The organism is Phormidium tenue FACHB-1050 (assembly GCF_014696925.1).
In the GTDB taxonomy this organism is placed as follows: domain Bacteria; phylum Cyanobacteriota; class Cyanobacteriia; order Pseudanabaenales; family Pseudanabaenaceae; genus Pseudanabaena.
Genome location: NZ_JACJQY010000009.1, coordinates 120,887 through 143,746 on the forward strand (window position 1 = coordinate 120,887; position 22,860 = coordinate 143,746).

Below are 22,860 nucleotides of genomic sequence, written 5' to 3' on the forward strand. Positions count from 1 at the left end.
ACACTATTTGGGTTTTATGTCCTAACAAGAATAGCGACAGCTATAATACAATTTATGCAAGAAATTTGGTTAAGAATAGAAGCTTGTTTAAGAACTAATGCTCCAGAACACCTTGATATATTAGCGTCAGGAGCTTCTGATGTTCAAATCAGTGAATTAGAAGCACTCCTTTCTATCCAACTTCCTGAAGATATCAAATCCTCCTATCGCATTCATAATGGACAAACATCCTATGATTATGGATTGATTAATGGATGTGAATTCTTATCGCTAGAGCGGATTAAGGATGAATGGCAAATCTGGAAAGGACTTCTGGATAGTGGAACATTTCAAGATGAAGACGGACAAGATCAGGGGTGTGAACCTGATTTCGGGATTTGTAATGTTTGGTGGAGTTCAAAATGGATACCTCTAACTTATGATGGTTGTGGCAATCATGATTGCCTAGATTTAGCGCCTGCGGAAGGAGGAAACATCGGACAGATCATCTCAATGTGGCATGATGCTCCTGAGAGAAAGATACTTGCACCTAGTTTTCGAGATTGGTTACAGAACTATGCCGAGGAATTGGAGCATAGCTCACTCAAGTCCAATTTGTGATGCTCCTGATAATGCTTCAGGCTTCCTAATTTCGCCTACCACATTAATTCTAGGGAGACGATGCTTAAACCCGCAGAGAACTTCCCAAGAAATTGTGCCTAATAAATTAGCCCAATCATCAGCAGTATTCTCTGAAGCTCCGCCTAGAAATGTCACTACATCACCAACGTGAACATTTGAGACATGCGTAACATCGATCGCACATTGATCCATCGTAATTGTGCCGATCTGAGAAACTTTTTGACCATTCACGGATACACGAATACGATTGGATAGACCGCGTGGAATGCCATCAGCATAGCCGATCGCTACAGTTGCAATCGTCATATCCTGTGACGCTATAAACGATCGCCCATAGCTCACACTTGTACCTGCTTTAATTTCTTTGACTTGGGTAATGCGTGCTTTGACCGTGAGCGCAGGGCGTAGATCGATAATATTTTTGAGATGGGGCGCAGGATAAAGCCCATAAATACCTAGCCCAGTTCGCACAATATCGAAATGAATTTGGCGATCGCATAACATCGCGGCTGTATTACAAATGTGAATACGTGGTGGATAGAGCCCTTCAGCTTTAAGTGCGGCAATTATTTGCTCAAACCTCTGAGTTTGCAATTCCATGAAGGTGCGATCGCGCTCATCGGCAGTAGCAAAGTGCGAATACACACTCATAATTTCTAAATTCGGTAAATGCTGCACCAGTTGCACAAAGGCGATCGCCTCTTGCCAATTTACGCCCAGTCGCGACATGCCTGTATCAATTTTAAGATGGACAGGAACCTGCTCGCCAATTTGCGAAAGGACATCATGATAAATCAACGCTTGCTTAGGATTACAAATTGTTGGTTGTAAGCGATATTCTGCGATCGCCTTGATTTCATCAACCCCATTCGTTGCCCCTAAAACCACAATGGGAACCGTGATTCCTGCACAGCGTAACTGAATTCCTTCGGGAATTGTGGCAACCCCTAGCCATGTCGCTCCCGCCTCGATCGCGGTTTGACTGACATCGATCGCCCCATGCCCGTAGGCATCAGCTTTGACGATCGCCATTAACTCAGTAGGCGCAGTTAGCAGAGACTTTAATTGATGCACATTATGCTTAATTGCTGAGAGATCGACTTCCACCCATGCTCGATGGTTTTGCTTGAGCATTACAGCGCACTCCTCATAGGGTAATTTGGTTTACAAAGCTTATACTCCTTTGCCAGTCTAAAAATTGACATTAGAACCCAAGAATTAGTGGTGCAGCGCTTCGTGCTGCACCACTAATTCTTGGGTTGGAAGGGCTTAACATTGCAAATCTCATATTTGTTTTTAGCTTACAAAACTTTATATTAATTTGATTCGGCAAAAATACGCTTGTCTTGTCAGAGAGATCTGGCGCAAACTCAAAATAGCTTTAAAAAGCTGCCTTAATTCTCAGGATCGAAACTAAATCTAGTTTTGCCGCGTCTTGCTCAAGACCAGCATCGCCAAAACTAGACTTACAATGAGAATTGCGATCAGTATTTTTACTTAGTATAATTATCGATACTTATGCGACTCATGCAACTCCTACCAAGTGTTATGCCTCAAAATTGGCAAGAAAATAATTTTAGGCATAATCTTAAACATAGCTTTAGGCAAATGTGGCGATCGCGCAAACGTTTTTTGTCATTTCTTTTTGTCGTAACTTTTGCAATCACAATATTTTTACATAGTCTTATTCCTGCGTTTTTGGTGAATGATCAGGCGATCGCCCAAATTAAATCACAAATTCCGCAGTTGAACCAACCCATCATTCCACCAAGTCCACCCATCAATCAGCCAGTAGACAAGCGCCAAGAGATTCGGGGCGTATGGCTAACCAGTAACGACTTCTCAGTAATTCGAGATCGTCAACAGCTTAGTAAAGCTCTCAAGCAACTCAAGCAACTCAATTTCAACACCATCTATCCTGTTGTCTGGAATTCAGGCTATGTGATGTATCCCAGTACGGTCGCCCAAGAGGCAGGAATTCAGCCCTTTGTCTATCGCGGGTTGGAAGGACAGGATATTGTTGAAGACATCATCGCTCAGGGGCATCAAAATAATTTGTTGGTGATGCCTTGGTATGAGTTTGGATTCATGGCTCCCCAAATGTCTGAGCTGGCGATCGCCCATCCAGATTGGCTCACCCAACAACGTAATGGCGATAAAACTTCAATCACAGCCGCAGGTGAAGTTGCATGGCTCAATCCTTTTCATCCTGAAGTGCAGCAGTTTTTGACTGACCTTATATTGGAAGCTGTCTCTAAGTATGATTTAGATGGTATCCAGTTTGACGATCACACCAGTCTTCCCAAAACCTTTGGCTACGATCGCTACACTCTCAATCTTTATCGTCAAGAAACTAAAAAAGAAGCTCCCGCCGATGTGAACAATCCTGAATGGGTACGTTGGCGAGCTAACAAGATTACGGCTTTTATGGCAAGACTAAGTAAAGCCGTGAAGCAAAGAAAGCCCAATGTAATTTTCTCAGTATCTCCCAATTATCATGACTTCGCCTATAGGCAACAGTTACAAGACTGGCTAAGCTGGGTGCGTCAAGGCTTTGTTGATGAATTATTGGTGCAGGTATACCGCGATGACCTAGATGATTTTCTGTCTCAAATTAGTCGTCCTGAAATTGTGGAAGTACAAGGTAAAATTTCCACTGCGATCGCCATTCTCTCTGGACTCCGCAATAGTAATGTGCCGATGTCTAGGGTCTATTCTCAAGCTGTAAATGCTAGAAATCGCGGGTTAGGGGTTTCTTTCTTTTATTACAAGAGTTTATGGGGCTATGGGCCAGAATCTATTGCCGATCGCCAAAGGGATTTTCAATATCTATTCCGCAGTCCTGCGCCAAGGTTTGCCAATAGGAATTGATAAATCGCGTAAATCTTGATTAGAAAAATCTAGCGACTGAGTCATAAGTCAAAGGTATTTGCCCAAAATCAAAGCTTCAGCAAATATCTAAAATATTAATGGTAAATCCCAAAATTAGTAAAGTTATATGCTTGCCATTACTTGATTCATCGATAGCGAAATGCTGGGAAAAATATCAGAGGCAATGCGATCGGCTTCTCTATATACTTTCTCAATATAACTTCCATTTACCAAAGTTAAAACCGAAAACGTTCCCACCAAAAAATCAACAATCCAATATTCGGGAATCCCAAATTGGGCGTATTCCTTCCGCTTCTCGACAGTATCCACTGAGCGACAAGTTGGGCTAACAATCTCAATTACCAACAAACATGGCTCATGTAAAATATCTGGCTGATTTCCTAAGCTTTTTGATTGAGCAACGGTCATTACCAAGACATCAGGACAGCGAGTTCTTTTCCCCGTGAATATTTCGGTGCTATTCACACGCACACAATAGGGATGCTGAGATTGGTTAATTTCTAATTGCAGATGAAACGAAAAAAACATCATTAAAACATTATGAAGGGCGGTTGCTGGACTCATTTCCACCAATTCTCCATCGTTAAATTCATAACGCCGATCGCTACCATCTTCATAGGTTAGATATTCCTCAAATGTCATTTTTTTTGCAGTGGTGACGGTCATAGCTTTCCATCCTTGCTCTTGAATTGTGAGTAAATCTATTGTATCTACCTAAATCTAAATAATCACACTTAACTTAAAACCCAAGAAACTGTAGCACACGCTGTGCGTGTGCTACAGTTTCTTGGGTTTTAAGTATTTAATGCACCTTTCCTACGGGCATATATTCTTGAATGAGATTACGCTGACTGACCCGATCGCCCTCTGCTAACAAGCGATCGCCTGCCTCCTTCAAAGTTCTCAAATCAAAACTAGGTGGACGAAATTCGGGTAAAGCCTCGGTGCTATTGACCAAACGTAACGACAAACGATCTAAACCAATTTCATAGACAAACTTCCGCACTTGCTCATCATACAAACTCGATCGCAGTGAGCCAAAGAAATCAATCGAGCGATCAGGATACATATCCACCAGCCGCTCAATTTCCCATTGCGGAATATTATCGGGCGCAAAAATACCACTGACAATACCAATGCGATCGTTGCGATCGGGTTGCCAATAAAACTTCTCCATTCGTCCATCACGCACCAACGGCGCATATAAAGTCGAAAAATCATTCCCCGTCACAATAATCGGTACACGTCTAATCGGATTGCTGTCATAGCTCCCTGGAAGCTGCACATTCGTCGGGTTATCAGCAATATTCATCAACGTGGCGTTGACTAACTGCGTATTTACCGTATATTGCGTAGTGCTATCAACTCGTCCAGCCCCCGCGTCGAGATCGTTAATCAAGAAAGCGCACATCTTGCCCCGCACCTTCACTAACTCAGAAGCCTCACGATAGCGCATTCTAATCAATCGCGCAGGATCACCAGCATCAGGACTTTCCAACTCACCACCCGACATTCTGATCGGATCAATCCCTAGTTTCTGAAAAGCTAACTCACATTGAAATGACTTACCTTCACCTTTGCCCCCGTGAATACCTAAAATTAGCGGCACATTCACATTTGGCAACTTCATAAAATTCTTGGCAAGATGTACAGCCAATTTATCCAAAAAGCGCGGTGAAATGTAATAAGACATACAGATTGATTTTGAGAACTACTCTCAATTTAGCTCATCTCAAGGCTCCCTTGGGATCTCATTTCTTGTTATAGCTGTAGTCAAGTGTATTAGGACAAATCAAAACCCAAATAGTGTGAGGCGGCGCGAAGCGCCGCCTCACACTATTTGGGTTTTATGTCCTAACAAGAATGGCGACAGCTATAATCCGTTGGTGCAGTTCTAAAGTTCAGATTTGCAGAGGGTTTCGAGGATTCGCCCAAAATTCTTGAATTGTCTGAACCACCCTAGGATGAGTCCGCAGATCGGAGTGATTTACTCCATTCAAGCAAACAAAATGAGCGTGTTTGATCTTAGTAGACTCAACCGTAACCATTAGATCCCAGCCGCCGATAATATGCCCTGCGACAACTAATGTCGGAATTACCGCCGCAATTTTTTCGGCTAAGTATCGTCTATCTTCACTAAGATGTTTAGCCATGCCAATCCTAAATCCCCAATCACTCAGAATTTTGGCAGCATCTGCGCCACCAATGGGAGAGCCTAAAAGGACTAAAGATTCAATACGAGAACACCATTCGGGATGACGAGATAACACTTCTACCCAAATGACTCCACCAAGTGATGTAGCAATGATCCGAGCAGGTATATCTGGATAATCTTGAAATGCTTGTTCGGCAGATTTAGCTACTTTTTGAATAAGCGGCGCGATCGCAAAATGCGTTTCAATCGAGAACCTAAATCTATCTGGTACAAAGGATGGCAAAGAGCCTAAATAAGGGGCAATGATTTTAGATTCTGGGGGAGCAACTTTCTTGGCTAAAGTCTCCATAGAATAATTACCGTCACTCATACCATGCTGGGAAAATACAATGATTTTTGGGTATTGACCTTCCATAGATAAAATTTTTGTTTATAGATTAGGACTTGAGCTTTTAGCCAAGAACTCAATTCCTTGGCTAAAAGCTCAAGTCCACTGAAGTGGACTAAATATTATTAATTAACCCGTTTCAACGGGTTTGAGCTTTTAGCCCGCACTTGAGTGCAGGGCTAATGCTTGCTTCTAAATAAAAAAGCCCGCCTAGGCGGGCTTTTTTATTTACTTCTTATCTTTAGAGTTAGAGATAACCTTAGGAGGTTCACGGAAGAAGATTGCAAAGAAGAACAAACCAATCAAACAAGCGAAAATAAAAGTGTAAGTGAGAGCTTCCATTAGATACTATGCCTCAACAGCGCGAGTAGTTTTGTCGCCAACTTTTTGGAATGCGCCCCACTCAACTTGCTCTTCGCTGAGTTCTGGGTCAACCCCAGCAAACACATCGCGGAACAAGGTACGAGCACCATGCCAAATATGACCAAAGAAGAAGAACAAAGCAAATACCGCATGTCCGAAGGTAAACCAACCACGAGGGCTAGTACGGAACACACCGTCAGAGTGATTCTTTTCTTGATCGAATTCAAAGATTTCGCCTAGCTGAGCTTGACGAGCATACTTCTTAACGCTTGGAGCGTCGGCAAAAGATTTACCATTCAACTCGCCGCCAACAAAGGATACAGTTACACCTGTTTGCTCAACACTGTACTTAGATTCAGCACGACGGAAAGGAATGTCCGCACGAACAACACCATCTTGGTCTTGTAAAACGACAGGGAAAGTTTCAAAGAAGTTAGGCAAACGACGAACGCTGAGTTCACGACCTTCACCATCCTTGAAAATTGGATGTCCTTGCCAACCTTGAGCAATACCATCGCCATTGTTCATCGGACCAACGCGGAACAAACCACCCTTCGCAGGGCTGTTACCAACGTAGTCGTAGAAAGCAAGTTTGTCAGGAATTTTTGACCAAGCTTCTTCAGCACTCAAGCCAGCATTCAGACCAGTTTGAACACGGCGGGAAATTTCTTGTTGGAAAGAGTTTGTATCCCACTGATAGCGGGTAGGACCAAACAATTCGATGGGGGTTGCTGCCGAGCCGTACCACATGGTTCCAGCAACAACGAAAGCAGCAAAAAATACAGCCGCAATACTGCTAGATAGTACGGTTTCGATGTTACCCATACGCAGCGCTTTGTACAAACGCTCTGGTGGACGCACAGTCAAGTGGAATAGACCAGCAACGATACCCACGATACCCGCAGCAATGTGGTGAGCCACAATACCGCCAGCATTGAATGGGTTAAATCCGTTAGGTCCCCATTCAGGCGCGACAGGTGCAACGTGACCAGTCAAACCGTAGGCATCGGATACCCACATACCAGGACCGAAAAGCCCTGTTTGGTGAAAAGCTCCAAAGCCAAAACAAAGTAAACCAGATAAAAATAGGTGAATACCGAACATCTTAGGCAAGTCTAGAGCAGGCTCGCCTGTCCGAGGATCTCTAAATAGTTCCAAATCCCAGTTAACCCAATGCCAAATCGCAGCAAGGAAGAGTAAACCAGAAAGTACGATGTGTGCGAGTGCAACACCTTCAAAAGACCAAAAACCGGGGTCAGCAACTTGTTCGCCAGTAATTGTCCAGCCGCTCCAAGAATTAGTAATGCCCAGACGGGTCATAAAAGGCATTACATACATACCCTGCCGCCACATGGGGTTGAGGACGGGGTCACTGGGGTCAAAAATTGCTAACTCATAAAGTGCCATCGAGCCTGCCCACCCTGCTACGAGAGCAGTGTGCATCAGGTGCGTGGCAATCAGTCTTCCTGGATCGTTCAGGAGAACTGTATGCACTCGATACCAGGGTAATCCCATTGCAAATGTTCCTTAATCTATGTAGTGAGTAAGATCTTAACGATTCTTAATTTTAATTTATGATAATTGATCCTGACTTGAGTAATCACTCAAAATACTTAAAGTAATATGAGAAAATACTATTTTCAGAATCGTTAAATCAGTCGAGTTATTTTATTTGTAACATCATAATAAACTATTCCCTCCGATTGATTGCGATAAAACCCAAAAAGCAAGGGCAGCACTTCATAAAAACCCATTGATAGAGTTGCGGCGCAAAGCGTCACAGCTCTATCAATGGGTTTTTAGCTATAAATCCTTGTTGGTAAATGCGATCGCGATATTTCGACCACCAGATCAGCACAGGAGGCAGGGTAATCCCGATCAATCATGCGAGGCATAAATAGTTCAGGATGTAGCGCTTTCCAAAAATATTCAACAAATTGAGTAATTTCTTGATCACTCATCCCTGATTTGCCAGCAGCAATGAGGTTATGCTCGGCGGCAAGCCGCCATTGCAGACTGTATTGGTAATCTTCAGGGACAAGCACGATCAAGCTATCGAGATATTCCCAGAGTGGTAGATAGTTGTAGAGATTGGCATTACATTCGAGGGCAAATTCGCGATCGCCTTCTGACAAAATTGGTGGGACAAAATTGCGAAAAGCCGAAACTGGTAAGGGCTGCATTCCCACAAACCAACCCTCAAACAAAACAATATCCGCACCATCGGAAATTTCTGGCTCAATGAGATCGCCTGCGCCATTATGTAGAGACTTATCAAAACGGGGAATGGCGATCGGCTGAGGATGATCTGGATTGCGATCGCGCAATTGCTGCAAAACTTGCATCCCCAAATCAATATCGTGGGTGCTAGGAGGACCACGCCAAATCAGATCGGGGCGGCGATCGCGTAGTTTTTGGCGATCTACATAAGTCTTATACAAGTCATCAAGGGAAATACTTAAAAATGTTTTGCCGAAATATTGCAGCAAAATATTTAGCACTATACCCAATGTAGTTTTGCCAGTACCTTGACCACCCAGTAATCCTTGAATAAAGGGTCTAGCGATTTTTTGATGCTGATGGGCTAGGCTTTGAGCGAGGGGCAGCCAATAATGCCATAGCAGTGGCAGAGTTGCCGATGAGGGATCGATTTGGACATTGTGCAGCGCTAAAGTTTCTAAAATTTTTGGATAAACTAATCGTAAAAGCTGCGATCGCAGATCAACTATTTCGTGAACCACCTCTAAATTCAGATTTAACTCATAATCATCAAGAATTAACCGATCAAAGCAATTGTTTTTTCTTGATTCACTCAGCAATAAATCATGATCAGCAATAGATAGGCGATCGCCTTGGACTAATAGTTCAAAAATTCTTATAGGTATGTTTTTAAGCATTTCCTTACCCTGTCAGGCTTTTGCATAGTTCGTCACGTAAATCAGTTATAAAAATCACAAATTTACAAAAATTAAGCTATTAATTAACCATCACTTAACCTAGAATTGACGCAGTGAGTAATTATACGCAAGCTCCTCCACAAAATCACGGATAGTTACTCACTCAAAAAATAACCAAAACCTTTACCAAAAAGACAAAATCCAACAACTATGAATCTCAAAGCTCTTTTGATCATTGCTAGCCTTAGCCTATCTGCTGGATTAGTTTCTTGCGCTACAGAAACCCCTACAACTCCTACTGCTACTCCAGCCGCTACATCCACTCCTGCTGCTACCGATGCAGCTAAGGACAAAACTACAACTGATGCTAAGCCAGATGCTTCTAAGGACGCTAAGCCTGCTGATGCAACTAAGCCTGATGCTGCTGCTAAAGATGCTAAGCCTGCTGACGCAATGGCTAAGCCTGCTGATGCTACTAAGGACAAGGCTGCAACTGATGCCAAGCCTGCTGATGCAACAGCTAAGCCAGACGCTGCTGCTAAAGATGCTAAGCCTGCTGACGCAATGGCTAAGCCAGACGCTGCTAAGCCCGCTGACCCAACAGCTAAGCCCGCTGACGAAACTAAGAAGCCTCAGTAGTATTTAAACAAAAAAAGAGGTGACGCAAAGCGTCACCTCTTTTTTGTTGTTTGAGGCTGTGAGAAGTTGGACTAAAATCTAAGCAAACCTCTATAGGAATGGTCATGCGATCGCCAACTCAAGAGCCAAAACTCAAACCTAAACAAGATTTACCTGCCAAAGTTTTTCATTGGGTAAGTCTGGTCAGTTTATTTTTAATGATTACCAGTGGCTTACAGATTTATAACGCAAATCCTGTATTTGGTGGACGAGGTGGTTTTCACATTCCCGCAATTTTAGGGCTAGGGGGATGGTTAGCAGGTGGGAGACATTGGCACTTTGCCGCCATGTGGATATTTGCGTTAAATCTACTGTGGTATGGAGTCTATGTCTTGCTAAGCAAGCGGTGGCGGCATCGATATGCCAGTACCAAAGATGTTAAAGCCTTAGTAGTTAGCCAAAATATCAAGCGCAAAAACTATGCTTGGCATCGATTGATCTACACCTTGCTAATTCCAATTTTGTTGTTATCGATTTTTACGGGGATCGGGATGTATAAGCCAGCCCAGTTTTATTGGATCGTAGATAGTTTTGGTGGTTGGGATGCGTTGCGAATTACACACTTTATGGCAGTCCCGATCGCCCTGGTTTTAGGTGGTATTCACTCCCAATTAGGGCGAAAAGTGGGTGGCGATCGCCTGCTAGATTCAATGTTTTGGGAGTAATACCAATTCACGAAAGTGTTGCCACACTTTTGTGAATTAAAAACCAAACCCAGTAAGGGTTTTAAAAGCACAAAATGGCTACGCCATTTTGTGTTTTGGTATAAAGGCAGTGCTTCGCGCCGCCTTTGTTATATTTAAGTTATGTCACAAGAACCTGAACAAAAATTACCAAACTCAGAGCTTGAGTTGGATGAAACTGATTTAGTCCCACGCCGCCGTTTTTTGTCACTAGGAGGCGCTGGGTTGCTGGCAATTGGCTTTGGTAGCCTTGCTGAGGGTTTGGTGGGCAGTTTATCAGAGCCATTAAATCAGCGGGTTGAATCACTGATCTTTCAACCACAACAGCCAGTACCAGAGTTTCCGATTAGTGCGATCGAGCCAGATAAATTAATCATTAATAGTTTTCGGGGTACACCAGTAATTAATCCTCTGGCGTATCGCCTCACGATTGACGGTGAAGTAAATAATCCCTTGAGTCTAAGCATGGGAGATCTCCAAAAAATACCCTTTACGAGCATGGTTATCCGTCATGTGTGCGTTGAAGGCTGGGCGGCAATCGTGCAATGGGGTGGTGTGCAATTAAGGGATTTAATAGCGATCGCTAAGCCATCAGATCAAGTCAAATACGTATATTTCTATTCAGCCGATGGTTATTACGAAAGTTGGGATATTGACTCGGTGATGCATCCCCAAACCTTAATGGCTTACCAAAAGAATGGACAGCCTTTAACATCAGCATATGGTGCGCCATTGCGTCTTGCCTCACCTGTCAAGCTTGGATACAAACTCAGTAAATGGGTAACTAGAATTCAGCTTACGAGTAGTCTTAGCAATAAGCGCGGCTACTGGGAAGATCTTGGCTACGAATGGTATGCAGGGCTATAACGACAAATAGAGTTTGATGCTTTGCATCAAACTCTATTTGATTAACTTTTATTACGATTCTTATGTTATTTTCAAAGGCAAGGATGCTTGGAACGTTGAGATTTTCATCCTGATGCTCTATTCAGACTAGGTAAAATCTATGCGTTTAATATTCACATCTAGGTTTAATCGGTTCCAGACGATTAATGCCACACAGGCATGGTCTTTATTTCTCACAGGTTGTAAAAAAGATGATTCACTCGGAAAAAATCCAATGATTGGGAAATATGTAACAGTCGCCATCCTAGGAGCCATCATTGCTCAAATCTTAGAAGCTATTTTGCTAGCATCCTGAAAAGTATTAAGAGAGTCGGAACTGTGTCCCGACTCTCTTACATATGGCTAGCTACTATGGTGTTAAGAAAAACTTAGACAGCTTCTAAGTCTTTTTCACCAGTACGAATTCGGATAATTCGCTCTACAGGAGATACGAAAATCTTACCATCGCCAATTTCACCAGTACGGGCCGCAGTAATAACTTTGTCCACTACCATATCAACTTGATCATCTTCGATGACAATCTCAATTTTGAGCTTTTGTAAAAACTCAACTGTGTATTCAGAGCCGCGATAGCGCTCTGTTTGTCCTTTTTGACGACCAAAACCACGTACTTCTGATACCGTCATACCGACTACGCCAGCATTTACCAGAGCAATTTTGACTTCGTCAAGCTTGAATGGACGAATGATTGCTTCAACCTTTTTCAAATTAACTCCTCCACTGATTCTTGAACTTTAATACACTTGAATCGCTACCCAAATTTGTAGCCTAACATACTTTTTAAGATTGTCCATCAGATTTGAGGTTCTCAGAATATCGCTAAACCCTAAAAATGATGAGGCAGAGCTTCGCATTACCTCATCATTTTTGGGGCTTAGGCTTGACGTTTCCACAACCACCAACGAATTACCAATTTCTCTAATTCTATCCAAACAAACATCAATGAACTAAATCCAACACAAACTGCCAATTCTGTGGTGGAGATCAAATGCGTACCAAAGAAATTACGGAATGGCTCTACGTAAATTAGTACCAATTGTAAAACTGTAGTCATAATCACTGATCCCCAGACATAAAGATTAGTGCGCGGATCAAGTTCGATCGTCAGTTGGGTGTTAGAACGAATTGCGATCGCGTGACCCATTTGCGCTAAACAGAGGGTCGTAAATACCATCGTTGCCCAACGTTCTTTGTTATAGATTTCATCAAAGTGGGTGGTAGTGTAACCATGGGCCCAAGCCATAAGAGCGATCGTGATAATTGCTAAGACAATCCCAATTCTGACCATGTAGGCTCCCATCCCTCTAGCAAAAATATTTTCACGGGGATCAACAGGAGGTCTTTGCATAACATTGGGTTCAGCTGGCTCTACAGCAAGGGCAAGCGCTGGCAAGCCATCGGTGACAAGATTCATCCATAAAATTTGTAGAGGAATCAAAGGCACTGTTAAGCCCAGCATCGGAGCCGCCGCAATTGTAATGACTTCACCGATGTTGCTACCAAGAATGTATTTGATAAAGCGGCGAATATTCGTATAAACTACGCGACCTTCTTCAGTGGCGGCGACAATGGTGGCAAAGTTATCATCAAGCAAGATCATGTCACTGGCTTCTTTAGATACATCAGTACCAGTTATCCCCATCGCAATCCCGATATCGGCTTGTTTGAGTGCGGGGGCATCATTAACACCATCTCCAGTCATCGCTACAAATTGATGCTGTCTTTGCAAGGCTTGCACAATCCGCAGTTTATGCTCTGGAGAGACACGAGCATAGACATTGACCAGATTAACTTCACGATCTAAGTCTTCAGAAGTCATGCGTTCTAGTTCTCGCCCAGTCAGAACATGATCGCCTTCTCTGGCAATTCCTAAATCTATCGCGATCGCCTTAGCAGTAAGTTGATGATCCCCAGTGATCATCACAGGACGGATACCTGCTTCACGACAACGCTTCACAGCATCGCGAACTTCTGGACGCGGGGCATCAAGCATTCCCACTAAGCCCAACCAGATTAAATTGCTTTCATCGTTTTCAGTAAGACCACCTTCGGGCAAGTCAGAGAAGGTACGATAAGCAAAACCTAAGACTCGCAAACCACGACTGGCAAGTTCATTATTTTGAGTAAGCACATTTTGCCTTTGATGATCAGCAATCTCATGAATCTGATCACCAATTTGAATATGGGTGCAGCACTCCAAAGTTAATTCGGGTGAGCCTTTGCAAAACATAACATTTCCACCATGTTCACCTTGCACCAGTACACTCATCCGCTTGCGTTCAGAGGAGAAAGGAACCTCAAACACACGCGGCATTCGATGCTGCCATTCAGCTGCTTCACAGCCACCTTTGCTCGCCAGAACTAGCAAAGCTCCTTCAGTGGGGTCGCCGATGATGATCCATTCACCGTTTTTTTGTTGCAAGATTGCATCGTTACAAAATACGCAAGCCATCAACAACTGCTGAACTTCAGGAATATTGTTCACCGCAAAATTAGAATCTTCAGATGAATTTTCTAATACGTTAAATTTCCCAATCGGGGCATATCCATCGCCTGTAACTTGTAGGGAATGTAACCCTGTGCGAATCCCTTGCACAACCATTTTATTTTGGGTGAGCGTTCCTGTTTTGTCAGAACAAATTGTAGTCACAGAACCGAGAGTCTCAACAGCGGGTAAACGACGAATTAGGGCATTTCTTCTGACCATGCGTTGAGTTCCCAAGGCAAGGGTGACAGTCACTACCGCAGGTAACCCTTCAGGCACTACAGCAACTGCCATACTCAGTGAAGTTTTAAGGAGGTCACCAAAGTTGCCTTTATTGAGCATTCCTACCAAGACAACTAGAGCCACCAATGCTAAAGAACCGCTTACCAGTACATTCCCTAATTGGGTCATCCGTTGCTGTAATGGCGTATCTTCATTTTCGACATCTTGAATTAGGGCGGCAATTTTTCCTAATTCGGTTTGCATTCCTGTCTTTGTAACTAGCACTTTGGCGCGACCCTGCACAACCTCAGTACCTTGATAGACACAATTTAGGCGATCGCCTAAACTCGCTTCTTCTTCTAGAACTAATTTTGCTTCTTTGTTAACGGCTTCAGCTTCCCCTGTCAGAGCCGATTCTCGCACTTGTAAATTTTGTTCATCGAGCAATCTTCCATCAGCAGCAATCTGTACCCCTGCTTCTAAAAGCATGACATCGCCAGGTACAAGCTCTTTGCCGTTGATTTCGATGACTTCACCATTGCGAATCACCCTCACCTTGGGCGAAGACATGCGCTTCAGAGCAGCCAGAGCTTTTTCGGCGTTAGTCTCTTGCATATAGCCAAGAATGCCATTGAGCAAAACAATTGAACTAATGGCGATCGCATCCTTCGGAAATTCGTTATCCCTAATATCTAGGACAGCCGAGACCACAGCAACTGCCATCAGCATGATCAGCATGATGTTTGTAAACTGATCAATAAAGATTTTCAGTGAAGATCGCCCAGCTTTTTCAACTAGTTCATTAGCTCCATAACGCTCGAATCTAGCCGCAACTTCTTGGCTAGTGATACCTTGATCGGGATCACTTTGGAGTAGTTCCAGAGACTCATCAGCAGTGAAAGTGTGCCAACGCGCTACTGGAGGGGCTGGAGTAATATCTTTTGTCTCAAGTGCCATCGATATTTTTAGGTAAACAGTTATCACCATAGTACTAAAAAATAGTAATTGTTGCCTTAAAGAATCTTGAAGCAAGTAAAACCCGTGTTGAGGTTTGTACCGTCGATGGCGGTACAAACCTCAACACGGGTTTTGTGAAAGCCTGACTTAGGTGGGCTTTCACAAAATCAGCTCTATAATGAAAATAGCCAAAGACAAGCCACTGAAAATTAGCGTAAGGAAAAATTACGATACAATTGCGTAATGATTAACAATCCATTCTTGCCCAAGAAATTGGTGGGCAGACAAGCAGAATTAGAGCAAATTAGTCAAATTTTGTTGGAAGATGGCGATTTGCTGATCGCAGGCGTTGCTGGAAGTGGGCGCAGAACCTTAGTTAAATGGGCTGCTCAAAAAGCTGGTGCAAGAGTAATTACTTTAGATTGTTTACGAGCAACTGATGGCGATCGCTTTTTAAAACTATTAGCTGAAAGTTTGCTTAGTACCTTTGATCAGCCTGAAGAACTGATCAAGCTGCAAAGTTTACTCAAGGATGAGCCGATTACTTTTGAACTAACGGAACAGTCAAAACCTCGGATGAGTTGGAAACTGTCCTCAACAGGAATCTGGAATTTATTTAAGAATTTGCTTAGCTTACCGCAACAGATGGCAGAATGGCTTGATTGCCGAGTGGCGATCGTATTGCATAACTTCACGCATATTCGCTCATGGGATCGAAAAGGTGAATGGGAAGAATATTTGCGCCGTGAAATTCAACTTCAGAGTCGGGTAAGTTATATCTTGATTGCCACAGTCCCTGAACCTTGGATGCATAAGCTAAGTCTGCATGTAGTCGAACTTCCACCTCTTAGCAATGATGAACTTTGCAAATGGTTAGAACCCACAATGCAAGAAAAAGGATTGAAGTTCGATCCCCAAACCCATGTATTAAAGCTATTTACAGAATACATGCAAGGGAATATGAGTGACGCGATCGCTTTAACTAGACGCATCTGGCTCGACTATCTCACCCAAGTAAATTCTCAATCGGAATTTCTAATTCAACCGCATCATGTCCATGAGAATATGTTGGCACTAATCGAAGATCTTGCTCCTACCTTTGAGTCTTTAATCATGCTCTTACCGCCAACTCAAGTAAGAGTATTAGAAAGCCTCGCGATCGATCCCACAGTTAGCCCTCATAGTCGTGAATATATTCAAAAACATCAACTTTCTAAAGGTGGTAGCCTTCAAGGGGCGCTCGATAGTTTGGAACAAAAGGGACTAGTTTATGGTGCAAAATATGGATATCGAATTGCGCTACCCACCTTACAGTTTTGGCTGAGGCAGCGCTTAGGATAGGCAATGCAAAACATTCACACGCTGCCTATAGAAGTTGTACATCTGATCGCCGCAGGAGAAGTGGTTGATTCACTGGCGGCGGTAGTCAGAGAACTTGCGGAAAATGCGATCGATGCTAATGCAACCAGAATCGTGATTTCTATTTGGACAGATTCACTTTCAGTGCAAGTGAGTGATAATGGCTGTGGTATGGCGATCGCTGATTTATCCCAAGCCGCAACTCCACATACAACTAGTAAAATCAATAATGCTGAAGATTTACAACAGATTAATAGTTTAGGCTTTCGAGGTGAAGCTCTTTATAGTCTTGCCCAACTTGCCGATCTGAATATTTGTAGTCGTCCTGTTCTAGAACCCGTGGGATATCAGGCTCATTATGATCAGTATGGTAATTTGCCAACTAGCCCAAAGGTGGTGGCGATCGCATCGGGAACAGTCGTCACAGTTCGCAATCTTTTTTCCCGATATCCCAATCGGTTGCAATCTTTGCCTAGCAATTCACAGCAAGTTCGCAAAGTGCAGTTACAGATTCAGCAAATGGCGATCGCGAATCCACAAGTTAACTGGCAGGTAAATCTCGACAATCGGGAATGGATGACGATTTGGGCAGGAGAGAAGGCTAGTGAGATTTTGCCTCAAATCATTAGTTCGATTCAGCCCTATGATTTGGTATATAAAGAATTTGCCCTCACCCCCAGCCCCTCTCCCGCAGGAGAGGGGAGCAATATTTCAATCACCCTTGGACTACCCGATCGCCTATCTCGTCGTCGTCCTGATTGGGTAAAAATTATTCTCAATGGGCGGGTAATTAACTTTCCTGAATTAGAGCAAACTATTCTCTCTAGCTTAGAGCGAACCTTACCTCGCAATCGTTTTCCTGTTTGTATTGTTAATTTAAACTTGCCCTGCGATCACATTGACTGGAATCGTCATCCTGCCAAAGCTGAGGCTTATATTCAGGATTTAGGAGAAATTCAAACTCAGTTAAAAGAATGTATTACGGAAGCCCTAAAAGTTCCTACATCCAGTTCTCCAATCAATTACGGAAGTGCAGCTAATGATCTCTTAAAAACAGCTGAACGCAAAACCTCTTATTTAATCCCTGCCAAGCGGGAGAATTTCAATCAGCCAACTTTATCTTTGAAGGCGATCGCGCAGGTTCTCGATACTTACATTTTGGCGGAACATGCGGGCGGTTTATGGCTAGTGGAGCAGCATGTTGCCCATGAGCGAGTTCTCTTTGAGCAAATCGAAACTCAATGGCAAATCGTGGCGATTGAGCAACCGATTTTATTAAAGCAACTTTCTGATGATGAGATTGAACGGTTGCAGGTATTAGGTTTAGAAATAGAAGCCTTTGGAAATAATCTATGGGCTGTGCGATCGCTGCCTGAAATTTTAATTGGACATGAAGATTGCGCGGTGATTTTGCAAGAAATGGCTCAACAGGATGATCCGACAATGTCAAGGGCAACGGCTGCCTGTCGTAGCGCAATTCGCAATGGCACAAAGTTAGAGATGTCCACAATTCGCGATCTGCTCTGGCAATGGCAACAAACCCGCAATCCTCACACTTGCCCTCATGGTCGTCCTATTTGTCTTGCTATCGATGAGTCAGATTTAGCAAGATTTTTCCGCCGCAATTGGATTATCTCAAAATAGTCCAAGAGAGTTGTGGTTCTAAGCACCACAACTCTCTTTCTTGTCTGCCATATATTGCGATAGATATATAATTAATCTCAGTTGCTTGACGATCGCACAGATCACAAACCTATGACTAATACAATCAGCAAGTTAGAGACGATTTACCCTAGCAGTGATGGACAGCTAAAGGCAGAAAGTACCGAGCATTATCAATGGATTGTGACCATCACGGGTGGATTAGAAGCTCTATTTAAAAATGATGAGAATGTATTTGTCGCTGGAGATTTACTTTGGTATCCCGTTGAAGGCAAATCTGATATTCGCAGAGCGCCTGATGCGATGGTGGTATTTGGCAGACCAAAAGGAGCAAGAGGTTCTTACATTCAACATCTAGAGTCAGGGATAGCCCCTCAAGTAGTATGTGAAATTTTGTCTAGGGGCAATCGTATTTTAGAAATGTCTCGCAAGTTTGATTTTTATCAAACCTATGGAGTAGAGGAATATTATGTCTACGATCATCTTTCTAATGATTTGGCAATATGGATCAGAAATCAAGAACAGAATCGACTAGAACCGATTGATGATGTCCAAAATTGGATCAGCCCACGCTTAGGAATTCGCTTTGAGCTAACTGATGAAAGTTTAAATATTTTTAACCCTGATGGGAGCAAGTTTTTAACTTATCTTGAACAGGTTCAACAAAAAGAGCAAGCTTTGAATGCTATGTCTAGATATGCAGCTAAGCTTCGCGAAATGGGCATTGACCCTGAAAATCTTTTATGAACGGGAAAGTTTTTATAGTTGGGTCGGGGATTGGTGGCGTAGAATTTTTGACGGTTCGCGCTAGAGATTTGATATGTAATGCTGAAGTGATTATTAGCGATGCGTTAGTCGATCGCACTTTATTAGATCTCGCTCCTGCAAACTGCGATCGCATCATTGCTGGTAAACGTGGCGGACAGGAAAGCGTCAAACAAGCCGAAATCAATCAAATGCTGGTGGAATATTGCTTGCAAGGTAAGCAAGTGGTGAGGCTCAAGAGTGGCGATCCTTGGATATTTGGGCGATCGCTACCTGAGATACTTGCCCTGCAAGCAGCAAATTGTGAATGGGAAGTTGTTGCAGGAATTTCAAGTGCGATCGCTGCACCGATGTTGGCTGGGATACCGCTTACAGAATTGGAAGCAAGTTCTTGTTTTGCGGTAATGACAGGACATGATTTGGATCGATTGCCTTGGGAAGCGATCGCCCAAATTCCGACATTGGTAATTTTGATGGGGACAAATAATCTAGCAAGCCTGTTAGAGAAATTACAAGCAGGAAAATCTGCGGATACAAAAATTGCGATCGTGCGTTGGTGTGGGCGGATAGATCAACAGATATGGACAGGAACTTTGACAGATATTCAGTCAAAACTTCCTGAAGGATCGTTATCACCATCGGTGATTATTATTGGAGAAGTCGTAAAGTTTCATGAGCAATTGTCGCGTCAAGGCAATCAATCGTTGGAAAATTTTGAGCAAAGCGTAGATCTCGAAAAGGAAAAATTAGCGTTGCAAGGCAAAACGATTTTAGTGACAAGGGCGGCGGGTCAGGCTAGCCAATTTACGGACTTATTGACCAGTCAAGGCGCAAAAGTGATCGAGATGCCAACTTTGGCAATTTTGCCACCGACTAGTTGGGAAATGCTGGATCAGGCGATCGCCAATCTTACTAAATACGATTGGCTAATTTTGACCTCAGCAAATGCCGTTGAGAGCTTTTTTGGACGGTTGCGAGAATCGGGTCAAGATAGCCGTGCTTTGCATTCTTTAAAAGTGGCTGTAGTGGGGCGCAAAACTGCCGAAGTTTTAGCAAATTATGGAATTTCTCCAGATTTAGTACCTACAGATTTTGTTGCCGATGCTCTGGTGGATGCCTTTCTTGCCATTCCCGATCATGTTTTAACTGACAAAAAAATGTTGTTTCCGCGTGTGGAGTCGGGCGGACGGGAGATTTTGGTAGAGCAGTTGCAGCAACATGGCGCGATTATTGATGCTATTCCAGCCTATGAGTCGGGATGTCCAGAAGCGATCGATCCTGTCGCGCTAGATGCAATTCAAAATCAAAGCTTAGATGCGATCGCCTTTGCTAGCTCCAAAACTGTAAAGCATTTTTGTCAACTACTTGATCGCGTCGAATCTCAAGAAACTTGGAGATCGTGGATTGCCGAGGTCAAAATCGCTTCAATTGGTCCCCAAACTTCTAAGACCTGCTACGAGTTATTGGAGAGGGTTGACTGTGAAGCTTTGGAATACACCTTAGATGGGCTTGCTGAGGCGATCAGCAAAATTTTTTAAACCCACAAATAGAGTTGCGGGCGCAACTCTATTTGTGGGTTGATTGTGACACCAAATTACAAAAACACACAATTCCTGACATTTACTGTTTTTTTACATACAATAAGAATAAATAGACTCTTTAGAAACTGTAATTAGTACCTCTACATCACAAGGACAGATTACAGAAAACCCTCGAAATCAGATTTTTTACGAATCTACAAGAGTCAATTGATGAGATTAATAGCATTTTTTATTGAGGCTGAATTGTATGGAACTTGTTGCTTATCTCCACAGTGAAGTGCTTTGCGAACGCCTCCAACAAGGCGAATCGATTGATCAAACTTTAGATTGTCAATTGCTTGACTCGATCGCCAAGTCTTCCCGTCATGCCAAATCAGTGTTGTGTGTTGGAATAGCGGCAAGTGCGATCGCCATCAATGCTATGCCGCTTGCAGCTTTTGCCTACACACCTGAAGTCGCAAGCATTCAACAACTATTAGCCAGACGCGGCTTTAACCCAGGTGCTATCGATGGCGTTAAGGGTGCGGCTACTACAGAAGCAATTATTGCCGCGCAAACGTTTTACAAATTAAATGCTGATGGCGCGATCGGAGCGCAAACCATTGCTGCGTTAGAAGCAGACACCTACGAAGCTAATGTTTCTCTCAAAGATACACCTGTCAAGGTCACACCTGCCAATAGCGCCAACAAATCAGACTCAATCAAAAACTTGCAACAACTGCTAAGCGATCGCGGTTTTTATGGCGGCGCGATCGATGGGATCAGTGGACCAATGACCAAAGAGGCAATTATTCTCGCTCAAAAAACCTACGGCTTAGTTGCTGATGGTGTTGCAGGTTCTCTAACTATTGCAGCGTTAGAGTCTGGCAGCAATTATGTCCCAAAGAGCAACGTCGCTAGTACCAAATCAGACTCAATCAAAAATTTGCAGCAATTGCTTAGCGATCGTGGTTTTTATGGCGGTGCGATCAATGGTATCAACGGGCCAATGACTCAAGAAGCAATTATTCTCGCTCAAAAAACCTATGGCTTAGTTACAGATGGTGTTGCAGGCTCTCTAACTATGGCTGCTCTAGAATCTGGTAGCACTATTACTATTAGTTATAAGGAGGCTGCTGGTCAAGAAACTACGAGCAACGCCACCGACAATTCCATTAAAAAAGGGCAAACCCTTTTAAGTCAGCTAGGTTTGTATGATGGAGCGATTGACGGTATTCAAGGATCAAAGACTACAGCAGCAATCAAAAAAGCCCAGTCCTTATATGGCTTACCTGTTGATGGAGTCCTTAATTCCGCAACTTTAGCAGCATTACAATCTTAAGGCGTGGAGGATTCCTCAATTTTTGATAGCGCGGCTTCGCCGCGCTATCAAAAATTGATTCCTTATTAATCTATAAGGTAGCTCCCCTAAGGGAAAATACCTTACAGATTTGGGTAATTTATTCTGCACAGGTACTTATAAGTGATTTATGAACGCTGTTATTGATCTCGATATTCCCAAAATGGCGATCGCAACTGGAATGGTAGCGATCGCTATTAGTTTATCGGTCTGGCAAAAATTAGCGATCGCTAAGAATTTAATCATCGCCACCTTTCGCAGCATTATTCAATTAATCGTGGTGGGATTTTTGCTAGATGCTGTATTTGAAATCAAACAGCCCGTCGTAATCCTATTCATCATTTTCTTGATGAGCATCATGGCAGCCCGTGAAGCCAAAAATCGCGTGCGCGAAAAAGTCCCCTATGTCCTGCCGATCATGTGGATATCGGTAATCGTTGGCACACTAGCAATTCTCGCTTACACCACATTTTTAGTAGTACAGCCTGATACTTGGTACTCACCACAATATTTAATTCCTCTCGCAGGAATGATTTTGGGAAACTCAATGAATGGTGCAGCGATCGCCGCCGAGCGATTTACACAGGATTTAGTCAAGCGATCACGGGATATCGAAACCCATTTATGTTTAGGCGCAACACCCCAACAGGCGATCGCTAACTATCAATCTGATGCGATCAGAGCCGCGATGATTCCCACAATTAACGTAATGATGGTGGCTGGAGTTGTGTCCTTACCTGGAATGATGACAGGACAAATTTTGGGCGGTGTATCACCACTATTAGCAGTGCGCTATCAACTAGTAATTTTGTTTGCGATTACCACAGCCAACTTAATTACAGCGCTGATATTAACCAATCTCGTTAGCCGTCAGTTTTTCACCCCAGCCCAACAATTAAAATTGCCTTAACAAAAAAAAAGATAATTCTGGAGGGCGCAATGTACCC

At 43.2% G+C, this 22,860-nt stretch carries 21 protein-coding genes; 12 read left to right on the plus strand and 9 right to left on the minus strand.

Going from position 1 to position 22,860, the window contains the following annotated elements; genetic code table 11:
- Positions 1-54 precede the first annotated feature (54 nt).
- Positions 55-600, plus strand: coding sequence for an SMI1/KNR4 family protein (locus H6G05_RS08200; protein WP_190577704.1), 546 nt, complete (start codon positions 55-57; stop codon positions 598-600).
- On the opposite strand, the gene alr is transcribed toward H6G05_RS08200, so the two are convergent.
- The gene (gene alr, locus H6G05_RS08205; RefSeq protein ID WP_190577705.1) at positions 580-1,755 is read right to left on the minus strand and encodes an alanine racemase; all 1,176 of its coding nucleotides are present in this window, start codon (positions 1,753-1,755) and stop codon (positions 580-582) included. The genes H6G05_RS08200 and alr overlap by 21 nt on opposite strands.
- Positions 1,756-2,148: 393 nt before the next feature.
- Between alr and H6G05_RS08210 the strand changes: the two genes are divergently transcribed.
- On the plus strand, positions 2,149-3,492 hold the full coding sequence (locus H6G05_RS08210; RefSeq protein WP_242025334.1) for a family 10 glycosylhydrolase: 1,344 nt from the start codon (positions 2,149-2,151) through the stop codon (positions 3,490-3,492).
- A 123-nt stretch (positions 3,493-3,615) separates the two neighbouring features.
- Here the strand turns inward: H6G05_RS08210 and H6G05_RS08215 are convergent, their stop codons facing one another.
- From H6G05_RS08215 to H6G05_RS08240, 6 genes are all read right to left on the minus strand, one after another.
- Positions 3,616-4,179, minus strand: a complete 564-nt coding sequence (locus H6G05_RS08215) for a Uma2 family endonuclease (protein WP_190577707.1) — start codon at positions 4,177-4,179, stop codon at positions 3,616-3,618.
- 136 nt (positions 4,180-4,315) lie between these two features.
- Positions 4,316-5,206 carry an AAA family ATPase gene (locus H6G05_RS08220; protein ID WP_190577708.1) on the minus strand — a complete coding sequence of 297 codons (891 nt, stop codon included), beginning with the start codon at positions 5,204-5,206 and terminating at the stop codon, positions 4,316-4,318.
- 208 nt (positions 5,207-5,414) lie between these two features.
- Complete coding sequence (locus tag H6G05_RS08225) at positions 5,415-6,083, minus strand: alpha/beta fold hydrolase (RefSeq protein WP_190577709.1); 669 nt, start codon at positions 6,081-6,083, stop codon at positions 5,415-5,417.
- Positions 6,084-6,284: 201 nt separating this feature from the next.
- On the minus strand, positions 6,285-6,398 hold the full coding sequence (locus H6G05_RS08230) for a photosystem II reaction center protein T (protein WP_094531873.1): 114 nt from the start codon (positions 6,396-6,398) through the stop codon (positions 6,285-6,287).
- Between the two features lie 6 nt (positions 6,399-6,404).
- Entirely contained in the window at positions 6,405-7,934 is a 1,530-nt protein-coding gene (gene psbB / locus H6G05_RS08235) for a photosystem II chlorophyll-binding protein CP47 (protein WP_190577710.1), read from the minus strand.
- 284 nt (positions 7,935-8,218) lie between these two features.
- Complete coding sequence (locus H6G05_RS08240) at positions 8,219-9,316, minus strand: glycerate kinase (protein ID WP_190577711.1); 1,098 nt, start codon at positions 9,314-9,316, stop codon at positions 8,219-8,221.
- 210 nt (positions 9,317-9,526) lie between these two features.
- Between H6G05_RS08240 and H6G05_RS08245 the strand changes: the two genes are divergently transcribed.
- The 4 genes from H6G05_RS08245 to H6G05_RS08260 all read left to right on the plus strand — a co-directional run bounded on the left by H6G05_RS08245 (position 9,527) and on the right by H6G05_RS08260 (position 11,878).
- The gene (locus H6G05_RS08245; RefSeq protein WP_190577712.1) at positions 9,527-9,955 is read left to right on the plus strand and encodes a hypothetical protein; all 429 of its coding nucleotides are present in this window, start codon (positions 9,527-9,529) and stop codon (positions 9,953-9,955) included.
- 104 nt (positions 9,956-10,059) lie between these two features.
- Positions 10,060-10,659, plus strand: a complete 600-nt coding sequence (locus tag H6G05_RS08250; RefSeq protein WP_199310385.1) for a cytochrome b/b6 domain-containing protein — start codon at positions 10,060-10,062, stop codon at positions 10,657-10,659.
- A gap of 141 nt (positions 10,660-10,800) precedes the next feature.
- Positions 10,801-11,544 (plus strand): molybdopterin-dependent oxidoreductase, encoded by a 744-nt coding sequence (locus tag H6G05_RS08255; protein ID WP_190577714.1) that lies wholly within the window; start codon positions 10,801-10,803, stop codon positions 11,542-11,544.
- A 139-nt stretch (positions 11,545-11,683) separates the two neighbouring features.
- Entirely contained in the window at positions 11,684-11,878 is a 195-nt protein-coding gene (locus tag H6G05_RS08260; protein ID WP_094531883.1) for a hypothetical protein, read from the plus strand.
- A gap of 73 nt (positions 11,879-11,951) precedes the next feature.
- Here the strand turns inward: H6G05_RS08260 and H6G05_RS08265 are convergent, their stop codons facing one another.
- Positions 11,952-12,290 (minus strand): P-II family nitrogen regulator, encoded by a 339-nt coding sequence (locus H6G05_RS08265; protein ID WP_094531885.1) that lies wholly within the window; start codon positions 12,288-12,290, stop codon positions 11,952-11,954.
- Positions 12,291-12,457: 167 nt separating this feature from the next.
- On the minus strand, positions 12,458-15,247 hold the full coding sequence (locus H6G05_RS08270) for a cation-translocating P-type ATPase (protein WP_190577715.1): 2,790 nt from the start codon (positions 15,245-15,247) through the stop codon (positions 12,458-12,460).
- A 243-nt stretch (positions 15,248-15,490) separates the two neighbouring features.
- Here H6G05_RS08270 and H6G05_RS08275 point away from each other — a divergent pair, with 243 nt between their 5' ends.
- The 6 genes from H6G05_RS08275 to H6G05_RS08300 all read left to right on the plus strand — a co-directional run bounded on the left by H6G05_RS08275 (position 15,491) and on the right by H6G05_RS08300 (position 22,823).
- Positions 15,491-16,588, plus strand: a complete 1,098-nt coding sequence (locus tag H6G05_RS08275) for an ATP-binding protein (RefSeq protein ID WP_190577716.1) — start codon at positions 15,491-15,493, stop codon at positions 16,586-16,588.
- 3 nt (positions 16,589-16,591) lie between these two features.
- The gene (gene mutL / locus H6G05_RS08280; RefSeq protein ID WP_190577717.1) at positions 16,592-18,250 is read left to right on the plus strand and encodes a DNA mismatch repair endonuclease MutL; all 1,659 of its coding nucleotides are present in this window, start codon (positions 16,592-16,594) and stop codon (positions 18,248-18,250) included.
- A gap of 111 nt (positions 18,251-18,361) precedes the next feature.
- Positions 18,362-19,015: a Uma2 family endonuclease gene (locus tag H6G05_RS08285; RefSeq protein WP_190577718.1), complete on the plus strand. Its 654-nt coding sequence runs from the start codon at positions 18,362-18,364 to the stop codon at positions 19,013-19,015.
- The gene (gene cobA / locus H6G05_RS08290; protein ID WP_190577719.1) at positions 19,012-20,571 is read left to right on the plus strand and encodes a uroporphyrinogen-III C-methyltransferase; all 1,560 of its coding nucleotides are present in this window, start codon (positions 19,012-19,014) and stop codon (positions 20,569-20,571) included. Before H6G05_RS08285 ends, cobA begins: the two co-directional genes overlap by 4 nt.
- Before the next feature lie 250 nt (positions 20,572-20,821).
- Positions 20,822-21,895: a peptidoglycan-binding domain-containing protein gene (locus tag H6G05_RS25320; RefSeq protein WP_190577720.1), complete on the plus strand. Its 1,074-nt coding sequence runs from the start codon at positions 20,822-20,824 to the stop codon at positions 21,893-21,895.
- Positions 21,896-22,043: 148 nt separating this feature from the next.
- A complete protein-coding gene (locus tag H6G05_RS08300) occupies positions 22,044-22,823 on the plus strand; it encodes an ABC transporter permease (protein ID WP_190577721.1) in 780 nt (259 codons plus the stop codon).
- Positions 22,824-22,860: the final 37 nt, after the last annotated feature.

Coding starts and splice junctions, on each gene's coding strand:
- H6G05_RS08200 (WP_190577704.1), top strand. CDS start 55: ATGCAAGAAATTTGGTTAAGAATAGAAGCTTGTTTAAGAACTAATGCT.
- alr (WP_190577705.1), bottom strand. CDS start 1,755: ATGCTCAAGCAAAACCATCGAGCATGGGTGGAAGTCGATCTCTCAGCA.
- H6G05_RS08210 (WP_242025334.1), top strand. CDS start 2,149: ATGCAACTCCTACCAAGTGTTATGCCTCAAAATTGGCAAGAAAATAAT.
- H6G05_RS08215 (WP_190577707.1), bottom strand. CDS start 4,179: ATGACCGTCACCACTGCAAAAAAAATGACATTTGAGGAATATCTAACC.
- H6G05_RS08220 (WP_190577708.1), bottom strand. CDS start 5,206: ATGTCTTATTACATTTCACCGCGCTTTTTGGATAAATTGGCTGTACAT.
- H6G05_RS08225 (WP_190577709.1), bottom strand. CDS start 6,083: ATGGAAGGTCAATACCCAAAAATCATTGTATTTTCCCAGCATGGTATG.
- H6G05_RS08230 (WP_094531873.1), bottom strand. CDS start 6,398: ATGGAAGCTCTCACTTACACTTTTATTTTCGCTTGTTTGATTGGTTTG.
- psbB (WP_190577710.1), bottom strand. CDS start 7,934: ATGGGATTACCCTGGTATCGAGTGCATACAGTTCTCCTGAACGATCCA.
- H6G05_RS08240 (WP_190577711.1), bottom strand. CDS start 9,316: ATGCTTAAAAACATACCTATAAGAATTTTTGAACTATTAGTCCAAGGC.
- H6G05_RS08245 (WP_190577712.1), top strand. CDS start 9,527: ATGAATCTCAAAGCTCTTTTGATCATTGCTAGCCTTAGCCTATCTGCT.
- H6G05_RS08250 (WP_199310385.1), top strand. CDS start 10,060: ATGCGATCGCCAACTCAAGAGCCAAAACTCAAACCTAAACAAGATTTA.
- H6G05_RS08255 (WP_190577714.1), top strand. CDS start 10,801: ATGTCACAAGAACCTGAACAAAAATTACCAAACTCAGAGCTTGAGTTG.
- H6G05_RS08260 (WP_094531883.1), top strand. CDS start 11,684: ATGCGTTTAATATTCACATCTAGGTTTAATCGGTTCCAGACGATTAAT.
- H6G05_RS08270 (WP_190577715.1), bottom strand. CDS start 15,247: ATGGCACTTGAGACAAAAGATATTACTCCAGCCCCTCCAGTAGCGCGT.
- H6G05_RS08275 (WP_190577716.1), top strand. CDS start 15,491: ATGATTAACAATCCATTCTTGCCCAAGAAATTGGTGGGCAGACAAGCA.
- mutL (WP_190577717.1), top strand. CDS start 16,592: ATGCAAAACATTCACACGCTGCCTATAGAAGTTGTACATCTGATCGCC.
- H6G05_RS08285 (WP_190577718.1), top strand. CDS start 18,362: ATGACTAATACAATCAGCAAGTTAGAGACGATTTACCCTAGCAGTGAT.
- cobA (WP_190577719.1), top strand. CDS start 19,012: ATGAACGGGAAAGTTTTTATAGTTGGGTCGGGGATTGGTGGCGTAGAA.
- H6G05_RS25320 (WP_190577720.1), top strand. CDS start 20,822: ATGGAACTTGTTGCTTATCTCCACAGTGAAGTGCTTTGCGAACGCCTC.
- H6G05_RS08300 (WP_190577721.1), top strand. CDS start 22,044: ATGAACGCTGTTATTGATCTCGATATTCCCAAAATGGCGATCGCAACT.